At 72.0% G+C, this 16627-nt stretch carries 17 protein-coding genes; 10 read left to right on the forward strand and 7 right to left on the reverse strand.

Features of this window, described 5'->3' with window-relative positions; all coding sequences use genetic code 11:
* Positions 1 to 26 precede the first annotated feature (26 nt).
* The 3 genes from ACFVRO_RS07900 to ACFVRO_RS07910 all read left to right on the forward strand — a co-directional run bounded on the left by ACFVRO_RS07900 (position 27) and on the right by ACFVRO_RS07910 (position 2794).
* Positions 27 to 1025, forward strand: coding sequence for an ABC transporter substrate-binding protein (locus tag ACFVRO_RS07900; RefSeq protein WP_105677298.1), 999 nt, complete (start codon positions 27 to 29; stop codon positions 1023 to 1025).
* 78 nt (positions 1026 to 1103) lie between these two features.
* Complete coding sequence (locus ACFVRO_RS07905) at positions 1104 to 2255, forward strand: LLM class flavin-dependent oxidoreductase (RefSeq protein ID WP_386951126.1); 1152 nt, start codon at positions 1104 to 1106, stop codon at positions 2253 to 2255.
* Positions 2252 to 2794: a GNAT family N-acetyltransferase gene (locus tag ACFVRO_RS07910; RefSeq protein ID WP_105677317.1), complete on the forward strand. Its 543-nt coding sequence runs from the start codon at positions 2252 to 2254 to the stop codon at positions 2792 to 2794. Before ACFVRO_RS07905 ends, ACFVRO_RS07910 begins: the two co-directional genes overlap by 4 nt.
* Positions 2795 to 2853: 59 nt before the next feature.
* Here the strand turns inward: ACFVRO_RS07910 and ACFVRO_RS07915 are convergent, their stop codons facing one another.
* From ACFVRO_RS07915 to ACFVRO_RS07930, 4 genes are read right to left on the reverse strand one after another with little or no spacing between them, the layout of a single operon-like run.
* A complete protein-coding gene (locus ACFVRO_RS07915) occupies positions 2854 to 3714 on the reverse strand; it encodes a DUF1684 domain-containing protein (RefSeq protein WP_386951129.1) in 861 nt (286 codons plus the stop codon).
* Positions 3711 to 5096 (reverse strand): NtaA/DmoA family FMN-dependent monooxygenase, encoded by a 1386-nt coding sequence (locus ACFVRO_RS07920; RefSeq protein WP_341941402.1) that lies wholly within the window; start codon positions 5094 to 5096, stop codon positions 3711 to 3713. Before ACFVRO_RS07920 ends, ACFVRO_RS07915 begins: the two co-directional genes overlap by 4 nt.
* Positions 5097 to 5114: 18 nt before the next feature.
* Positions 5115 to 6311, reverse strand: a complete 1197-nt coding sequence (locus ACFVRO_RS07925) for an LLM class flavin-dependent oxidoreductase (protein ID WP_386951131.1) — start codon at positions 6309 to 6311, stop codon at positions 5115 to 5117.
* Between the two features lie 31 nt (positions 6312 to 6342).
* The gene (locus tag ACFVRO_RS07930; protein ID WP_386951134.1) at positions 6343 to 7371 is read right to left on the reverse strand and encodes an LLM class flavin-dependent oxidoreductase; all 1029 of its coding nucleotides are present in this window, start codon (positions 7369 to 7371) and stop codon (positions 6343 to 6345) included.
* Between the two features lie 242 nt (positions 7372 to 7613).
* Between ACFVRO_RS07930 and ACFVRO_RS07935 the strand changes: the two genes are divergently transcribed.
* On the forward strand, positions 7614 to 8339 hold the full coding sequence (locus ACFVRO_RS07935; RefSeq protein ID WP_386951136.1) for a GNAT family N-acetyltransferase: 726 nt from the start codon (positions 7614 to 7616) through the stop codon (positions 8337 to 8339).
* Here the strand turns inward: ACFVRO_RS07935 and ACFVRO_RS07940 are convergent.
* Positions 8336 to 8977, reverse strand: a complete 642-nt coding sequence (locus ACFVRO_RS07940; RefSeq protein ID WP_386951138.1) for a DsbA family protein — start codon at positions 8975 to 8977, stop codon at positions 8336 to 8338. The two genes, ACFVRO_RS07935 and ACFVRO_RS07940, sit on opposite strands and share 4 nt — an antisense overlap.
* A gap of 66 nt (positions 8978 to 9043) precedes the next feature.
* Complete coding sequence (locus ACFVRO_RS07945; protein ID WP_386951141.1) at positions 9044 to 9448, reverse strand: hypothetical protein; 405 nt, start codon at positions 9446 to 9448, stop codon at positions 9044 to 9046.
* A 72-nt stretch (positions 9449 to 9520) separates the two neighbouring features.
* On the opposite strand from ACFVRO_RS07945, the gene ACFVRO_RS07950 reads away from it, so the two are divergent.
* Genes ACFVRO_RS07950 through ACFVRO_RS07960 form a run of 3 tightly spaced genes read left to right on the forward strand, consistent with a single transcriptional unit; the run spans position 9521 to position 12385 of the window.
* Positions 9521 to 9865, forward strand: coding sequence for a PLD nuclease N-terminal domain-containing protein (locus ACFVRO_RS07950; RefSeq protein WP_105673772.1), 345 nt, complete (start codon positions 9521 to 9523; stop codon positions 9863 to 9865).
* On the forward strand, positions 9862 to 11526 hold the full coding sequence (gene menD, locus ACFVRO_RS07955; protein ID WP_386951144.1) for a 2-succinyl-5-enolpyruvyl-6-hydroxy-3-cyclohexene-1-carboxylic-acid synthase: 1665 nt from the start codon (positions 9862 to 9864) through the stop codon (positions 11524 to 11526). The genes ACFVRO_RS07950 and menD overlap by 4 nt, the downstream gene beginning before the upstream one ends.
* A gap of 16 nt (positions 11527 to 11542) precedes the next feature.
* On the forward strand, positions 11543 to 12385 hold the full coding sequence (locus tag ACFVRO_RS07960; RefSeq protein WP_386951146.1) for a PPK2 family polyphosphate kinase: 843 nt from the start codon (positions 11543 to 11545) through the stop codon (positions 12383 to 12385).
* A gap of 323 nt (positions 12386 to 12708) precedes the next feature.
* Here the strand turns inward: ACFVRO_RS07960 and ACFVRO_RS07965 are convergent, their stop codons facing one another.
* A complete protein-coding gene (locus ACFVRO_RS07965) occupies positions 12709 to 13962 on the reverse strand; it encodes an isochorismate synthase MenF (RefSeq protein ID WP_386951149.1) in 1254 nt (417 codons plus the stop codon).
* Between the two features lie 198 nt (positions 13963 to 14160).
* On the opposite strand from ACFVRO_RS07965, the gene ACFVRO_RS07970 reads away from it, so the two are divergent.
* From ACFVRO_RS07970 to ACFVRO_RS07980, 3 genes are all read left to right on the forward strand, one after another.
* The gene (locus ACFVRO_RS07970; RefSeq protein WP_386951151.1) at positions 14161 to 14748 is read left to right on the forward strand and encodes a hypothetical protein; all 588 of its coding nucleotides are present in this window, start codon (positions 14161 to 14163) and stop codon (positions 14746 to 14748) included.
* Positions 14749 to 14817: 69 nt separating this feature from the next.
* Entirely contained in the window at positions 14818 to 15477 is a 660-nt protein-coding gene (locus ACFVRO_RS07975) for a ubiquinone/menaquinone biosynthesis methyltransferase (RefSeq protein ID WP_386951616.1), read from the forward strand.
* A gap of 34 nt (positions 15478 to 15511) precedes the next feature.
* Entirely contained in the window at positions 15512 to 16573 is a 1062-nt protein-coding gene (locus tag ACFVRO_RS07980) for a polyprenyl synthetase family protein (protein WP_105673760.1), read from the forward strand.
* The last annotated feature ends 54 nt before the right edge of the window (positions 16574 to 16627 follow it).

A 16627-nucleotide genomic window follows, 5' to 3' on the forward strand; every position in this document is an offset into this window, starting at 1 on the left:
CCGCAGCATCCAAGGAGAACACAGAAATGGCACTCAGCAAGAAGCAGGGCGTCGCGATCGGAGTGGCCGCCGCAGCGGTGCTCGCGATCGCCGGCGTCGTGACCGCCGTCACCCTCAACCGCCCGACGGAGGCGGCCGCCGACAACGCGACCCCCGCCCCGAAGGAGACCTCGGCCAACGTGTCGGCCGACGACATCGAATGGGTCACCGGCGAGGTCGTTCCCGAGGCCGTCGCCGCGCTGAAGGAGAGCGGCTTCGAACCGATCGAGAAGGGCAAGCTCACCGTCGCCGTCGGCGCCTTCGTGCCGCCGCTCAGCTACGTCCCCGACGGGGAGACCCTCCCTGCTGGCACCGAGCCGAACATCGGCAGCCTGATCGCGGAGGGGCTCGGGCTGGAATACAACCCCGTCGTCGTCGCCTGGGCCGACTGGCCCCTCGGCGTGCAGTCGGGGAAGTACGACCTCATCACCTCCAACGTGACCGTCACCGAGGAGCGCAAGGAGCTCTTCGACTTCGCGAGCTACCGGCAGGACCTGCTCGGCTTCTACGTGAAGGCGGACAGCACGATCGACAAGATCGAGGAGGCGGCGGACATCTCCGGCCTCAAGATCGTCGTCGGCTCGGGCACCAACCAGGAGCAGGTGCTGCTCAAGTGGAACGAGGAGCTCGAGGCCGACGGCAAGGCCCCGGCCGAGCTGCAGTACTACGACGACAACGCCGCAGCGACGCTCGCGCTGCAGTCCGGCCGCGTCGACGCGAGCTTCGGCCCGAACGCCACGGCGGCCTGGGCGGCGCGGGAGACCGGCGACACCAGGCTCGTGGGGATCGTCCCCGGCGGCTGGCCGCTCGCGGCGACGATCGCCGCCGGGACCGCGAAGGGCAACGGCCTGATCGAACCCGTCGGCATCGTGCTGAACGAGCTCATCGCGAACGGGAAGTACGCCGAGGTCCTGAAGGCCTGGGGGCTCGACTCCGAGGGCATCGACGCGTCCGAGATCAACCCGCAGGGGCTTCCGAAGTCCTGACCCAGAGGTGCGGGCCGTGCGCGAGAGCGCCGGCCCGCACTCCGCCGCCGCACCTCCGCACCGAGAAGGACGAAGACCATGACCGACCGCGCACCACTCAGCATCCTCGACCTCTCGCCCTTCGGCGCCGGGTCGACTCCGGCGCAGGGGCTGCGCGACACGATCGCGCTCGCGAGGACGGCGGAGCGCCTCGGCTACCGCCGGTACTGGCTCGCCGAGCACCACCTGAACCCGGGTGTGGCCGGCGCCGCGCCGCACGTGCTGCTCGCCGCGGTCGCCGCGGCCACCGAGCGCATCCGCATCGGCACCTCCGCGACGATCATCGGCAACTACTCGGCGCTCCAGGTGGTCGAGGCCGCCGGCGTCGTCGCGGCCCTGCATCCAGGACGCTTCGACCTCGGCATCGGCCGCTCCGGCTCGACGACCCAGCCGACCGGCCGTGCGTCGGAGCCGGAGCCGCCGCAGGCCAGGATCGTCGACGGACTGCTCCTCCCCGCCGCGCGGCCGTTCGCCTTCGACGCCGTGCGGTTCGCCGCGCAGGCACGGCTGCTGAGACGGACCGCGGGCGACGCCGACCGCTTCGAGCAGGACGTGCTCGACATCCTCGCCCTGATCGATGGCTCCTACGTCGCACCCGAGGGCGTCCCGATCCATGCGACGCCCGCCGAGGGGCAGCCGATCGAGGTCTGGCTGCACGGCAGCACGGCCGGACCCAGCGCCGAGCTCGCGGGTCGGCTCGGACTGCCGTTCGGCGCGAACTACCACGTCGCCGGCAGCTTCGTGCTCGACGCTGTCGACGCATACCGTCGCGCATTCCGCCCCGGCGTGCTGGATGCGCCGCACGTGATCGTGTCGGCCGATGTGCTGGTCGCCGACACCGCCGCCGACGCCGAGCGCGTGGGCCGCGGCTACGCTGAATGGGTGCACAGCATCCGCGCCGGTCAGGGCGCCATCGCCTATCCGCGCCCCGAAGATGCTCTCGTCGAGCCGTTCGAACCCGACCTCCTGGATGCCGTCGGGGACCGCCTCGACACCCGGTTCGTCGGCGATCCTGATCACGTCTCCGAGCGGCTGGAGACCCTGCAGCGGGTCACCCGCGCCGACGAGCTGCTGGTCACCACGATCACCCACGACCCTGCGGACCGTGCGCGCTCCTACGAGCTCCTCGCCGCAGCGTGGGGACTCGGCGCCCCCGCCGAGCGCGCCCTCGCCATGGCGGTGCGGGCGTGACGGCATCCGCACCCGGCACGCGGGCGCCCGCCCTCGTCATCCGTCTCATCGCGCCGGCCGAGCACGCTCTCGTCGGGCGCCTCACCGAAGAGGCGTACCTCTCCAGCTACACCGGTCTCTCGCCCGCGTACGTCGAGTCCCTGCGTGACGTCGACGCCCGTGTCGCCCTCGGCGACGTGTGGGTCGCGGAGGACGCAGGCGGCGTCATCGTCGGCAGCGTGTGGGTGCCGCGCCCAGGGGAGCAGCTCTCCGAGCTGGCGGAGGAGGGAGAACTCGACTTCCGGCAGCTCGCCGTGTCTCCGTCGGCGCGCGGCCGCGGCATCGGCGAGGCGCTGACGAGGCACGTGATCGCCCTGGCCGTCGAGCGCGGCGCCCATCGCGTCGTGATGAACAGCGGTCCCGAGATGCTCGGCGCGCACGCCCTCTACGCGAAGCTCGGCTTCCGCCGCCTCCTCGAGCGCGAGCACCGCATCGAGGTGGAGCCGGGGCTCTTCCTCGACCTGCTGGCTTTCGGTCTGGACCTCGGTCCGCGCAGCTGACGGGGAAGACGTGGAAGGAGGACGTGCCCCGCGGGGCACGTCCTCCTCTCCGTTCTCCGTCAGAGTCGACCGAACGGCACGATCCCCGTGGCGGAGAAGACACCCTCCACCCGGTCGCTCGGCGTCTTCTCGCCGGCCTCGACCGCGATGCGCAGACGGTTCTCCGCCGGCGGCAGCGGGCAGGTCGCGAAGTCCGTGTAGGCGCACGGGAGGTTCACGGCCCGGTTGAAGTCGATCACCGTGTCGTCGGAGTCGTCCGCCACCTCGATCGTCACCGTGCGGTTCGCCGCGTAGGTCGTCACGCCGCTCGTCGCATCCGTGAAGAGGATGAACAGCTCGCCCGGCCGATGCCCGGGGAAGGCGAGCAGACGGAAGACCTCCCCGTCGATCGCGAACTCCGCATAGCCGGGGGAGTCGTACACGTGGCTCAGACCGTCGACCGCGGCTCCCACCTCGATCGATCGCGGCGCGATGAAGCGCACGAACCGTGCGGGAACGCGCCAGCCGGGGTCGGCCGGGTAGACGGGAGTCCCCGCGTACGCGCGCAGGAAAGCGAAGTCCGACCGCCGGGGGCGGAGGATGCCGCGGCCGCCGCGCGTGGCGACCTCCACGACGCCGCCGGAGAAGCCGACCGTGACGCCGTCCCGCTCGGCGATCGGGCCGAAGCGGTGCGTGCCTCCCACGGTCGCGCCGTCGACGATCAGCTCCTCGTCGTGCGCGAGCTCGACCGTGGGGCCCTCGGCGCCGGTGCTCCACAGCCCGGGAAGACCCGGCACCGCGGTCGGCTCCTCCGACAGCCAGAACAGCCCGGTCACGGCGAGGAAGCCGTGCGGATCGGCGCGCCGGCGCTCGTGCGCGGCATGCCAGTCCTCCCACTCCCGGGTGAAGGCCGCCGCATCGATCGTCGCGGGGAGGGTCATCGCGCGCTCTCCGTCCCCGCCGAGAGCAGCTGCCCCGTGCGCTCCGGCACCGGAAGGCCGAGGTTGTCCCGCAGGGTCGTGCCCTCGTAGTCGGCGCGCAGCGATCCGCGCTCCTGCAGCAGCGGGACCACCTGGTCGACGAACTCGTCGAGCCCCGACGGCACCAGGTGCGAGCCGAGGACGACGCCGTCGCCTCCGCCCTCCTGCACGAACGTGTCGAGCTGGTCGGCGACCTGCGCGGCCGTGCCCACGTACCCGGCCCTGCCGGCGATCTCGTGGGCGAGCCCGCGCAGGGTCAGCCCCTTCGCCTCGGCGAGCTCACGCCACGCGCGCACCGTCTCGATGCGGTCCTGGAACACGAACGCACGGCCCTGGATGATGGCGGGCGCCTGGGGGTCGGGGTCGACGTCGGGCAGGGGGCCGTCGGGGTCGTACGCCGAGAGGTCGCGATTCCACACCTGTTCGAACGTGACCTGGATGGTCTTGTCCGTCAGCTGCTGCTCGCGGATGTGACGCTCCTTCTCCTCGGCATCCGCCTGCGAGTCGCCCAGGACGAACCCCGCGGCGGGCAGGATCTTGATCTCGTCCGGCCCGCGGCCGAAGCGTGCGGCGCGCTCCCTAATGTCGGCGGAGAACGCCTTGCCCTCCGCGAGCGTCGCATAGGGGGAGAAGATCGCATCGGCCGTGGATGCCGCGAAGTCCCGCCCCTGCGGGGAGACGCCCGCCTGCACGATGACCGGACGGCCCTGCGGGCTGCGCGGCACCGTGAACCGCCCGGAGATGTCGAACTGCGTGCCGCTCTGCGCGAAGGCGCCGGCATCCGCATCCGCGAGGAACACACCGGACTCCTTGTCGGCGACGATCGCGTCCTGCGCCCACGAGTCCCACAGGCGCCGGACCGCGGCGACGGTCTCCTCCGCCCTGACGTAGCGTTCGCTGTGCGGGAGGAATCCGCCGCGACGGAAGTTGGCTCCGGTGAACGCGTCGAACGACGTGACGACGTTCCACCCCGCCCTGCCCCCGGAGAGGTGGTCGAGGCTGGCGATCTGCCTGGCCAGCTCGTAGGGCTCGTTGAACGTCGTGTTCAGCGTGCCGACGAGGCCGATGTGCTCGGTGACCGCAGCCAGGGCGGCGAGCACGGGGAGCGTGTCGGGTCGCCCGGCGATGTCGTGGTCGAAGATGCGCCCGGCGCGGGCGCGCAGGGCGAGTCCCTCCGCGAGGAAGAAATAGTCGAAGCGGCCGCGCTCGGCGGTCTGGGCGACGTGTCGGAACGTCGCGAAGTCGATCTGGCTCCCGGCATCCGGGTGCTCCCACAGCGTGTGCTCGTTCACGCCGCCGACGTAGGCGGCGAGGATGATCTGCGTGCGCGGTCTGGTGGTCATGTCGTGTCCTCCGGGTTCTCAGGCGATGGCGTAGCGGTTGGGGACGGTCTCGGCGAGCCCGAGCAGCCCCCGCAGGGTGTCGGCCTCGTAGGACTCGTGGAACAGCCCGCGCGACCGCAGCTCTTCTGCGAGCGCTCCCGCGATGCGCGGGAGATCGTCGGTGAGCACGCCGGGGCGCAGTCGCACGCCGTCGTAGCCGATGGCGCCGAGCTGCGCGATGAGGTCGGCGAGCTCGGCGGCCGATCCCGTGAAGATCCGCGCATCGCTCGTGAGGGGCCGGCCGAGGGCGTCGAGCCTGCGCAGTCGATCGGCGGCGCGCTCACCACCCGGCTCGTCGAGGAGCACGACGATGTCGGCGAAGATCCGCAGGCGCTCGCCCGTCCGCCCCTCGGCCGCCTCGGCCGCGGCGACCTCGTCGAGGATCGACCGGGCGTGCGCGGCATCCGCGGGGGTCACGAAGACCGCATCGGCCGACCGTGCGGCCAGGCGATACGGCACCTCCGCATGGGCGAGGGCCACGACGACGGGCTGCCCCTGCGGCGGGCGCGGCGTGATCGACGGCCCGCGGACGCTGAACCAGCGCCCCTCGAAGTCGACCTCGTGCACTCTGTCGGCGTCGAGGAAGCGGTCGGTGGCGGCGTCACGGATCTCGGCGTCGTCCTCCCAGCTGTCCCAGAGCCGGCGGACGACCTCGACGGAATCGGCGGCCTCGTCGAAGAGCTCGGCGATGAGCGCGTCGAACGCCGGCTCACCCCACGCCGCTTCGGCGCCGGGGTGCTCTCGCCGGCCGAAGTGCGCCGCCTCGTCGTGGCGACCGGACACCTTCACCTGCCACCCTGCGCGCCCTTCGCTGGTGTAGTCGAGGGTGGCGACGCCCTTCGAGACGTGGAAGGGCTCGGTGTGGGTGGTGGTGATCGTGGGGATGAGCCCGATGTGCGAGGTCGCCGGCGACACCCGCGATGCGATCAGCAGCGCGTCCAGGCGCCCGCGCACCTCGTCGGTGCGGTCGTCCGGTCGGCCCTGCTCGGAGGACTGCAGCGCGAGCGAGTCCTCGATGGTCGCGAAATCGAGGAGGCCCTCCTCGGCGAGGCGGACGAGGTCGACCCAGTACCCGGGCGTGAACAGCTCGGCCGGGCGGGACGAGGGCTCGCGCCAGGCGGAGGGATGCCAGCCGGCGCCGTCGAGGGCGACGCCGATGCGCAGTCGTGAACTCATTGTGTGTGCTCCAGTTCTCAGGCGGTGGATGTCAGGAGGAGGGGACGAGGGCGGATGCCGCGGGCACCCAGCCGAGGCGGGGGAGGACGGCGTGGCGGATGTCGGAGAGGATCTGCCGGTAGTCGTCGAGGGCGAGCGCGTAGGGCAGCGCGATGCGCAGCTCGGTGCGTCCGTCGATCGCAGGGTCGGCGAGCAGGCGTTCGACGATGTCGTCGGCGGTGCCGAACAGATCGCGCTGGAAGACGTGGCCGCCGACCGGCGCCTCGGTGCGCGCCTGGCGGCTCTCGGCGAACGCCGTGTACCGCGCGCGCTGCGAGGAGGTGGCGCTGTCGAGCGGCAGGATCACCCGCTCGACCCCCACCGACGGGGCGCCGGGACCGGAGTGGTGCGCGTAGTAGTCGTCGATGTGCGCGCGCTGGGCGGTCTCGAAGTCGTCGCCGGATGCGCTCGCCGTGATGTTGCCGAGCAGGAGCTTGAGTCCGCGCTGGGCGGCCCAGCGCACCGAGCGGGCGGAGCCGCCGCCGAGCCAGACGCGGTCGCGCAGATCCGCGATGTGCGGCTGCACGCGGGGTGTCTGCGGCCCGTACGGCGTGGTGATGTCCGGACCCAGTGCGCGTCCCTCCACGGCCTCCAGGAATCGGGAGATCAGCTCGTACGGATCCACGGCCTCGTCCTCGCCGCGGCCGAGGTGGCGGAGCAGGTCGCCGTGCGGCGCCGAGGAGCTGATGCCCACGTTGAGCCGGCCGCGCGACAGCGCGTCCACGGTCGCGAAGTCCTCGGCGAGCCGGAACGGCGTCTCGTAGCCGAGCGGCACCACCGCCGTCTCCAGGCGGATGGTGTCGGTGCGCTGCGTCGCGGCGGCGAGGAAGGTCAGCGCCGAGGAGACCCCGCGTTCGAGGTGTCGCTGGCGGATGCCGGCCACCTGGAACCCGATCTCCTCGGCGAACTCGAACAGCCGCAGGGTCTCCTCGAGACCTCCGGACGGATCCGCCTCCGGATAGTTGCCGGCGAGCGTGAACCCGGCCTCGGAGATGGTGTGGCCGTGCGGGTGTGCGGTCATCGGTGCGGGTCCTTCCCTGCGACGTGGAGTGCCGATGGGCGATGTTCTCACCGCGCCGCGGAGCCGCCAACGCGACGGTCACGCGCTGTCGCCCACGGTCACCGCCCGACCCCGACGGTTAAGCGGTGACGCGAGACGTCACCGGGCGACACAGGACGGAGGCAATACGACGGAGCCGACCCGTGTTGCTCCTAACGTGGGTGCACGCCACCCCGAGAGCCCCTGACGAACGGACCGGTCCCATGACGCACGCACCCACCGACGACCACGTCCTCGACAACCCCGCGTGGCACGCCCTCACGGGGCCGCACGCCTCGTTCGCCGTCGGCGGCGACCTGGTGCGCCGCTACCCGGCCGACGTCGCTCCGTTCGTCGCGGTGCGGACCTGGGAGCATCCGCACGTCTGGCAGGAGCTCACCGAGCTGGTGGGGCCAGGACAGGAGGTGGGCATCTCCGCCGCCGACCCCGAACTGCCGGAGGGGTGGGAGGAGCTCGGACGCGGTGCGGGCGTGCAGCTGGTGGAGACGGATGCGCTGCGCCCTCGCCCCGATGAGGAGGCGGTGCTGCTCGGCGCCGCGGACGTCCCCGAGATGCTCGCGCTCGTCGAACGCAACCAGCCGGGGCCCTTCCGTCCGCGCACCCACGAGCTGGGCCGGTACGTCGGCATCCGCCGCGACGGCAGGCTGGTCGCGATGGCGGGGGAGCGGCTGCATCCGGAGGGGTGGACCGAGATCAGCGCCGTCGCCACCGACGCCGAGCACCGCGGACAGGGCCTGGCCTCGCGGCTGGTGCTCGACGTGGCGTTCCACATCCAGGAACGAGGCGACCGGGCGCTCCTGCACGCGGCGGCGACGAACACGGGGGCGATCCGCGTCTACGAGCGCCTGGGTTTCACGCTCCGACGGCGCACCACGTTCCTCTCGGTCCGCACCCCCGTGGACGCGGACGACCGGGTCCTCGCCGGCTAGCCGTTCACGGCCTTCTCGATCGCGGCCTCCAGGTCGCCCCAGGCGGTCAGCTCGAGCAGCGTCCCGTCGAGGAAGAACGACGGGGTGCTCTGCACGCCGAGGGCGACGCCGTCCGCCTTGTCGGCCTCGATGCGCGCGAGCGTCGCCGGATCCGCGATCGCCTCGTCGTACGCGGCCAGGTCGAGACCGAGCTGCTCGGCGAACCCGCGGAACACCTCGGGGGTCTCGACGGTCTTCTCGCCCCACTGCGCCTGGGTCTCGAAGAGCATCGTGTACATGTCCTCGAAGCGGTCCTGCTGCGCCGCGGCCTCGGCGGCCAGCGCCGCCTGGGTCGAGTTGATGTGACCTGGCAGCGGGAAGTAGCGCACGACGTAGGTGATCTCGCCGTCGTACTTCTCGCGGAGGTCTTCGACGATCGGGTGGAAGGCGCCGCACGCCTCGCACTCGAAGTCGAGGAACTCGACGAGGGTCACGGCGCCCTCTCCGGCGTCGTCGAGGACGTGCGAGTCGGTGCGGACGGTCTCGCCGTCTCCCGACGGGGCGGACGCGCGCTGATTGAGGGCGAACACGATGGCGCCGATCGCGACGAGGACGATGACGGCGAGGGTGATGATGAGGGCTTTGAACGAGGTCTTCATGGGGTCTCCGAACACAGGACGAACAGGGGTGAGTACAGCGGATGCCGCAGAGAGCGGCGGCGCGGCTCAGGTTCGCGAGACGGAGAGCTGGGTGAGGGTGAGGGCGGGGACGTGCAGACGGGGGCCGGCTCTGCTCGGCAGCTGCGCGCGCACGGCCACGCCGGTGGTGACGACCAGCCTGTCGGCCGCCACGCGCAGGACCAGGAGCACCAGCAGGAAGCAGCAGATCACCGCGATGACGCCGAGGCCGGCATCCGAGGTGAGGACGTCCGCCGTCGTCGTGCCGTGGTGATCGGCCGCGGCGGTCCCCGCCGGTGCGTCCGCCGCGACGCACAGCGTCGCGTGGGCGTCGCTCTCGCCGTGCGACGACGACCAGGCCCCGACGACGAGCAGCAGTGCGAGCCCGAGCGCGATGGCGATCCTGACGATCAGCATCCGCTCGGTCCGGGGCGGAGACGACGGACGGGGCATCGCCGGGCAGTCTAGCAACGCCGCCTCTGCGGACAGGGGCCGGTGCTCAGCCGACGCGCCTACACTGAAGACGTGGCGAGATTGTTGATCGTCGGCGGCTTCCTGGCCGCCGTCTTCTGGGTGTTCAGCATCGTCGACTGCGCAGTGCAGCCGGCGACGCGGCACCGCGGTGTGCCCAAGCCAGGGTGGATCGCCATCGTCGTCCTCATCCCCGTCGTCGGAGGCGTGCTGTGGTTCGCTCTCGGCCGGCGCCGTGGCGATGATCGCTCCGCGAGGGTGTTCGCTCCCGACGACGACCCCGCCTTCCTGCGCAGCATCGACAAGAAGGAGCAGGACGCCCGCATCGCCGAGCTCGAGGCGGAGCTCGCACGCCTCGAGGACGAGGGCGACGGGACTGCGACGGACGCGCGTCCGTGACGTCGTCTCCTGCGACGGATGCCGCGGCATCCCTGATCTCAGACCTCATCGCGCACGGCGTGCGCGATCTCGTGCTCTCACCGGGCTCCCGCTCTCAGGCGCTCGCGCTCGCCGCGGTGGCCGCCGCCGGACGCGGGGTGCTCCGCGTTCATGTGCGCATCGACGAGCGCGTCGCCGGGTTCACGGCCCTCGGGCTGTCGCGGGAGACCCGCGTGCCCACCGCCGTCGTCTGCACCTCAGGCACGGCCGTCGCGAATCTGCTGCCTGCGGTCATGGAGGCCTTCCACTCCGGCGTGCCGATGCTCCTGCTCACGGCCGACCGACCCCCGGAGCTCCGCGGAGTCGGCGCCAACCAGGCGACGACCCAGCCGGGGATCTTCGGGCCGTTCGTGCGGGCGCAGCTCGATGCGCCGGTGCCTGGGGACGGCGACTGGACCGGGCTCGCCTCCGCGGCCGTCGCGACCGCCGTGGGCGGGGATGCCGCGCACGGACTCCCCGGCGTCGCCGGCCCCGTGCACCTGAACCTCCCCTCCCGCGAACCGCTGTCGAGCGGGTCCCCGGTGATCGACGTCGACCCCGGTGAGGCCCCGCGCCACGGCGAGGGCACGCCGATCGTCCTCGAACGCGGTCCTCGGACGGTCGTCATCGCCGGCGCCGACGCCGGGCCGCGCGCCGAGGAGATCGCCCACGAGGGCTCCTGGCCGCTCATCGCCGAGATCGTCAGCGGCGCACGCTTCGGCAGGCGGCTCGTGCACGGCTACCGAGCGCTTCTCGGTGAGCCGGAGCTCGGCGGACGCATCGAGCGCGCCGTGGTGCTCGGCCACCCCACGCTCAGCCGAGAGGTGTCGCGCCTGCTCGCCCGCACCGATGTCGACGTCGTCGCCGTGCGGCATGGGGGAGAGGATCTGAACCTCAACGGACGCACGCGCCCCGCGGCATCCGTCGTCGTCGCCCCGGGGGAGCCGGATCGCGACTGGCTCGGCGCGTGGCTCACGGCATCCGCCTCCCTCGCGATCGACCTCAGCGAGCGGGCCCCCGATGCCGACGGACTCGCCTCGACCGATGTCGCGGCGCGGAGGGACGCGGTGCGGGCAGAGCTCGCCGCCGTGCGTCGCCCGCTCGATCGCGAGCTGCTCGTCGACGCCGTGTGGCGCGCGACCTGGCCGCACGACCGGCTGGTGTTCGGGTCGTCGCGGCTCGTGCGCGTCGCCGACGCCGTGCTGGGCGGCAAGAAGGTGCCCGTGCACGCCAACCGCGGGCTCGCGGGCATCGACGGAACGATCGCCACCGCCACGGGCATCGCCGTGGCCAGCCAGGCCGAGGGGGCGCACGGTGTGACCCGCGTGCTGCTCGGCGACCTGGCGTTCCTGCACGACGTGGGGGCGCTGCTGCTGCCGCCGGACGAGACCGCGCCCCGGCTGCAGGTCATCGTCGGCAACGACGGCGGCGGCACGATCTTCGACGGACTGGAGGTCGCGGCATCCGCACCCGCCGCCGACCTCGACCGCGCCTTCTACACGCCGCACACCGTGCAGCTCGAGCAGCTGGCCCTCGCGTACGGCTGGGAGCACCACCGCGTCACGACGCGCTCCGCGCTCGACCAGGTGCTCACCGCCCCGTCGGGAGGGAGTCAGCTCATCGAGGTGCCGCTGCCTCGCTGACTGGCATGATGTGTGCATGAACGCACACGCCTGGACACGCGAGCTGCAGGTCGGCGAGGGGTTCCGCCTCTCCGACGTCGACCCCGACGGCAAGCCCGGATTCTCCGGTGGCAAGACCGAGGGCGCGCACGCCCTGGTCTCCGGACTCGATGACCTCAACCACCTGCAGGAACGGCTGTTCGCGGAGAGCCGTGCGGGGGTCGCGAAGGATGCCGTGCTGCTCGTGCTGCAGGCGATGGACTCCGCGGGCAAGGGCGGCATCGTGCGGCACGTCGTCGGCGGAGTCGACCCGCAGGGCGTCTCGCTGGCCGCGTTCAAGGCGCCGACCGCGGAGGAGCGGGAGCACGACTTCCTGTGGCGTATCGAGAAGCGCCTGCCCGAACCCGGCTTCATCGGGGTGTTCGACCGCTCGCACTACGAGGACGTGCTGATCGGACGCGTGCGCGCGCTGGCTGAGCCCGACGAGATCGAGCGCAGGTACGGGGCGATCAACGACTTCGAGGCGCAGGCCGCGGCCTCCGGCATCCGCATCGTCAAGGTCATGCTGCACATCTCGCGCGACGAGCAGAAGGCGCGGCTCATGGAGCGGCTGGAGCGCCCGGACAAGCACTGGAAGTACAACCCGGGCGACGTCGACGAGCGGTTGCGGTGGGACGACTACATGGCCGCGTATCAGACCGTGTTCGAGCGCACGTCGACCGAGGTCGCCCCGTGGCACGTGGTTCCGGCGAACGCCAAGTGGTACGCCCGGTTGGCGGTGCAGGAGCTGCTGCTCGCGGCGCTGGAGGACATCGATCCGCAGTGGCCGGCCGCCGAGTTCGATGTCGAGGCGGAGAAGAAGCGGCTCGCCGCGAGCTGATCCCGGCCCGCCTGGAGCGGCCGGCGCGCGCACGCGGTGCACAACTCCTCAAGAATCCGCCTCCGGGCGTCCGATCCGGTCCGGTCGGGCGGTTTCCCCGCGTTCTGTGAGGAGTTGTGAACGGAGCCGGGCTCCAGGACTCCGGAGATCCGGTTCGGACGGCCGCGGCCCTGGATCTGTCGGCCACCGTCGAGGGGCCGGAGCGTTCTCCGGAGTTCTGGCACGCACAAGCGGTGCACAACTCCTCAAGAATCCGCCTCAGGGCGCCCGATCCGGTTCGGTCGGGCGGTTTCCCCGCGTTCTGTGAGGAGTTGTGAACGCGCTCAGGCGAGGGCGTCGACCAGAGGGCGGAACTTCACCCTGGTCTCCAGCAGCTCGGACTCCGGGTCGGAACCGGCGACGATGCCCGCGCCCGCGTACGCGGTGACGGCGATGTCGTCGGGGCCGGTCTCGAACTGGGCGCAGCGCAGCGCGATCGCCCACTCGCCGTTGCCTGCGGCATCCACCCAGCCGACCGGTCCGGCGTAGCGGCCGCGGTCGAAGGGCTCGAGCTCGCGGATCGCGGCGATGGCGTCGGGGGTCGGCGTGCCGGCGACGGCGGCGGTCGGATGCAGCGCGCCGATGAGGTCGAGCGCGGACTCGCCGTCGGCCAGCTCCCCCTCGACGTCGGTCGCGAGGTGGAACAGATTGGGGAGCTTCAGCAGGAACGGCTGTTCGCTCGCCGCCAGCGCCCTGGTGTGCGGTCGGAGAGACGCGAGCACGCTCTGCACGGCGTACTCGTGCTCGTCGAGGTCCTTGGTGCTGGACGCCAGCGATGCGGCGGCAGCGGTGTCGGCATCCGCATCGGCGCCGCGCCCGATGGTGCCAGCCAGAACCCGTGCGGTCACCGTGCGGCTCCGCACGGTCACGAGGGTCTCCGGGCTCGCACCGATCAGCCCGTCGACGGCGAACGCCCAGGTGTCGGGGTATCCGCTCGACAGTGCGCGCACGAGGCGGCGCAGGTCGGATCCGGCGGGGATGCTGCCGGTGAGGTCGCGCGCCAGCACGACCTTGCTCAGCTCGCCGTCGGCGATGCGGCCGAGCGCCTGCCGCACGGAGTCCTGGTATCCCTGGGGGCTCTGCGCGCCCGGTCCGACCGTCCCAGCCCAGTGCGGCCCGTACTCCCGGGGCTCTGGGTGCGCGGACGTCGCCGGGTCGGACGAGCTGCGGATGCGGGTCAGCCAGGTGCGGCCGCGGTGACGGCCGATGACGGCGGAGGGTACGACGAGGATGCTGTCGACGGCGGAGTCCTCATCGAAGGAGAGGGCTCCGAAGGCGACCAGTCCGGTGCCGGGGAGGCCGAGGGGGTCGTCGATCTCGGCATCCTGCACCAGATCGCGCCAGAGCCGAGCGGCGATCGCCGACCGCAGCGGGCCGCGGCCGGCCGGGATGCGGATGCTCTCCACGACACCGGATCCGACGGCGACGATCCCGTCGCCGCGGCGCAGCCACGCGAACGGGTCGGCGGGGTCGGCGTACGCCAGGGGGTCTTCGACCGGGTCGATCTCGCGGGTCTCCACGACCAGCCTCGTGCTCACCCCTCCAGCCTAGTTCGTCGGTCCGGGCGGTCTCCCCGCCGTGCCCCGTCTCGGCTTCTGTCCGCTTCGTCCTTCTGGTGTCCTCGCCCAACTCCACGGGCACGAGAGTTCCGTGCCGTACGAGACACAGCGTCCGCACGAGAGCTCGGCATGGCACGCAGCGGCGGGCGTGGGGGTGGGGGCGCATACGCTGAGGGCATGAGCGATGCACGCCCCGCACCCGGCACCGAGATGATCATGCAGTGGCGCAAGTGGGACGGCTCCCCGCACTGGCGGCACGAGTGCGTGTACCTCGGCTCCGATCGATGGGGCGACTGGATCGGACAGCCGGTCGGCTGGCGGAGTGCTCGTCCGGGCCGCGAGTTCACGGCGGAGGGACTCAATGTCACTCTCGTCCCCGCCGGTCGAGAGGACTTCGCGCTCACGGTGAACCGAGACCACCCCAAGGGCATGCGGATCTACATCGATCTGGGCTGGGACGTGCACTGGTCCGACGACCCGCTTCTCGTGACCGGGATCGACATGGACCTCGATGTCGTGCGGGTGACGGGGGAGCGCGGCACCTGGGTCGACGATCGTGACGAGTGGGCCGAGCACAGCGCCGAGTACGGCTATCCGCCCGAGGTCATGGCCCACCTCGAGGCGCTCGCGCTCGATCTCGAGGAGGGGGTGCGGGCGCAGCATCCGCCCTTCGACGACGCCACGGCGGATGCCTGGCTCGACCGCCTTGCCGCGCTCGACCTCGGACCCGGCGAGCAGGGCGGGCGCTCAGCCGGGCGCGCCTAGACTGAACCCGTGACCCCGAACAAGCCCAACCGCGCAGATCTCGGCAAGGACCCCGCCCGCGTCAGCGGCATGTTCGACCAGGTCGCGGCGGGATACGACCGCACGAACACGGCCATGACGGTCGGCAACGACGCGCTCTGGCGCGCCGCGACGACACGCGCCGTCGCCCCGAAGCCGGGGGAGCGCATCCTCGACCTCGGCGCGGGCACAGCCTCGTCGTCGGCCTCCCTCGCCCGCAGCGGCGCCGAGGTCGTCGCCGCCGACTTCTCTCCCGGCATGCTGGCCGAGGGCAAGCGTCGGCACGGCGGCATGCGCAACCTGTCGTTCGTCGAGGCGGACGCCACCGACCTCCCCTTCGCGGATGCCGAGTTCGACGCCGTTACGATGTCGTACTCGCTGCGCAACGTGCACGACCCGAAGAAGGCGCTGCGCGAACTGTTCCGGGTGACGAAGCCCGGCGGGAGGCTCGTGATCAACGAGTTCTCCACCCCGCCGCGGAAGCTGTTCCGGGGTGCGTACCGCTTCTACAACGCGCAGGTGCTCCCGCGGGTGGCGCGCGTCGCCGGCACCAACGGCGACGCCTACGACTACCTGAACGAGTCCATCCGCGAGTGGCCAGACCAGCGCAGGCTCTCCGCCTGGATCCGCGAGGCGGGCTGGACGGATGTCGCGTACCGCAATCTGTCCTTCGGCATCGTGGCCCTGCACCGTGCCCGCAAGCCCGAATGATCGAGGGGTCGCGCCGCGCAGGTAGGCTGGGTTCGTGACTTCGAGCCCCATCGCCCCGGGTTCGCGACTGGCGAGCCGTCTCGGCTTCAGCGACCGCGTCTTCATCGGACCCGCCGCTCGCCGTGTCGCGCGCGCCATCGAAGACGGACTCGAGCTCGTCGAGACCGGACTGGCCGAGGACGTGCGCGTCGCCGACCCGCTCGCCGACGCGACCAGCCGCTACCTGTACGAGGCCGGGGGCAAGCGCATCCGCCCCGTGCTCACCCTCCTCGCCGCCCAGCTCGGCGACGGCAGCACGGAGGCCGTGATCGACATCGCCAAGGCGCTGGAGATCACCCACCTCGGCTCGCTGTATCACGACGACGTCATGGACGGCGCCGACCGGCGCCGTGGAGTGCCCGCGGCGCAGACCGTGTGGGGCAACAACATCGCCATCCTCACCGGCGACATCCTGTTCTCCCGCGCCAGCCAGCTCATGGCCCGCCACGGCGACCGTGCGATCCGTCTGCAGGCCGACACCTTCGAGCGGCTCGTGCTCGGCCAGATGCACGAGACGATCGGCGCCCAGCCCGGCGACGACCCCATCGAGTTCTACATCCAGGTGCTCGCCGACAAGACCGGATCCCTCATCGCCGCCGCGACTCAGGCCGGCGTCATCTTCTCGAACGCCTCCGCGGAGTACGAGGAGCCGATGCGCGTCTACGGCGAGAAGATCGGCGTGGCGTTCCAGCTCCTCGACGACGTGATCGATCTCTCGGCCAAGCCCGAAGACACCGGCAAGGTGCCGGGGACCGACCTCCGCGCGGGCGTCCCCACCATGCCGTACCTGCTGCTGAAGGCCGAGCCCGACGCGGCATCCGCCGACCTCGCCGCCCGGATCGACGAGGGGGTCGCCCTCATCGCCGACGGCGCAGACCCCTCGATCCTCGACGGACCTCTGGCTGAGCTGCGCGACCACGCGTCGACGCAGAAGACCCTCGAGCTCGCACTCTCCTGGACGCAGGACGCCATCGACGCGCTCGCGCCGCTGCCGAAGGGCACGGTCCGCGACGCGCTCACGCGCTTCGCCGAGTCGCTGGCCGAACGCTCCAGCTGACCCTCGCCGCTCCGCGCGGCCGCACCCGGAACGCCGGGCGTGACGAAAGGACCC

Source organism: Microbacterium sp. NPDC057944, from assembly GCF_042887445.1.
In the GTDB taxonomy this organism is placed as follows: domain Bacteria; phylum Actinomycetota; class Actinomycetes; order Actinomycetales; family Microbacteriaceae; genus Microbacterium; species Microbacterium natoriense.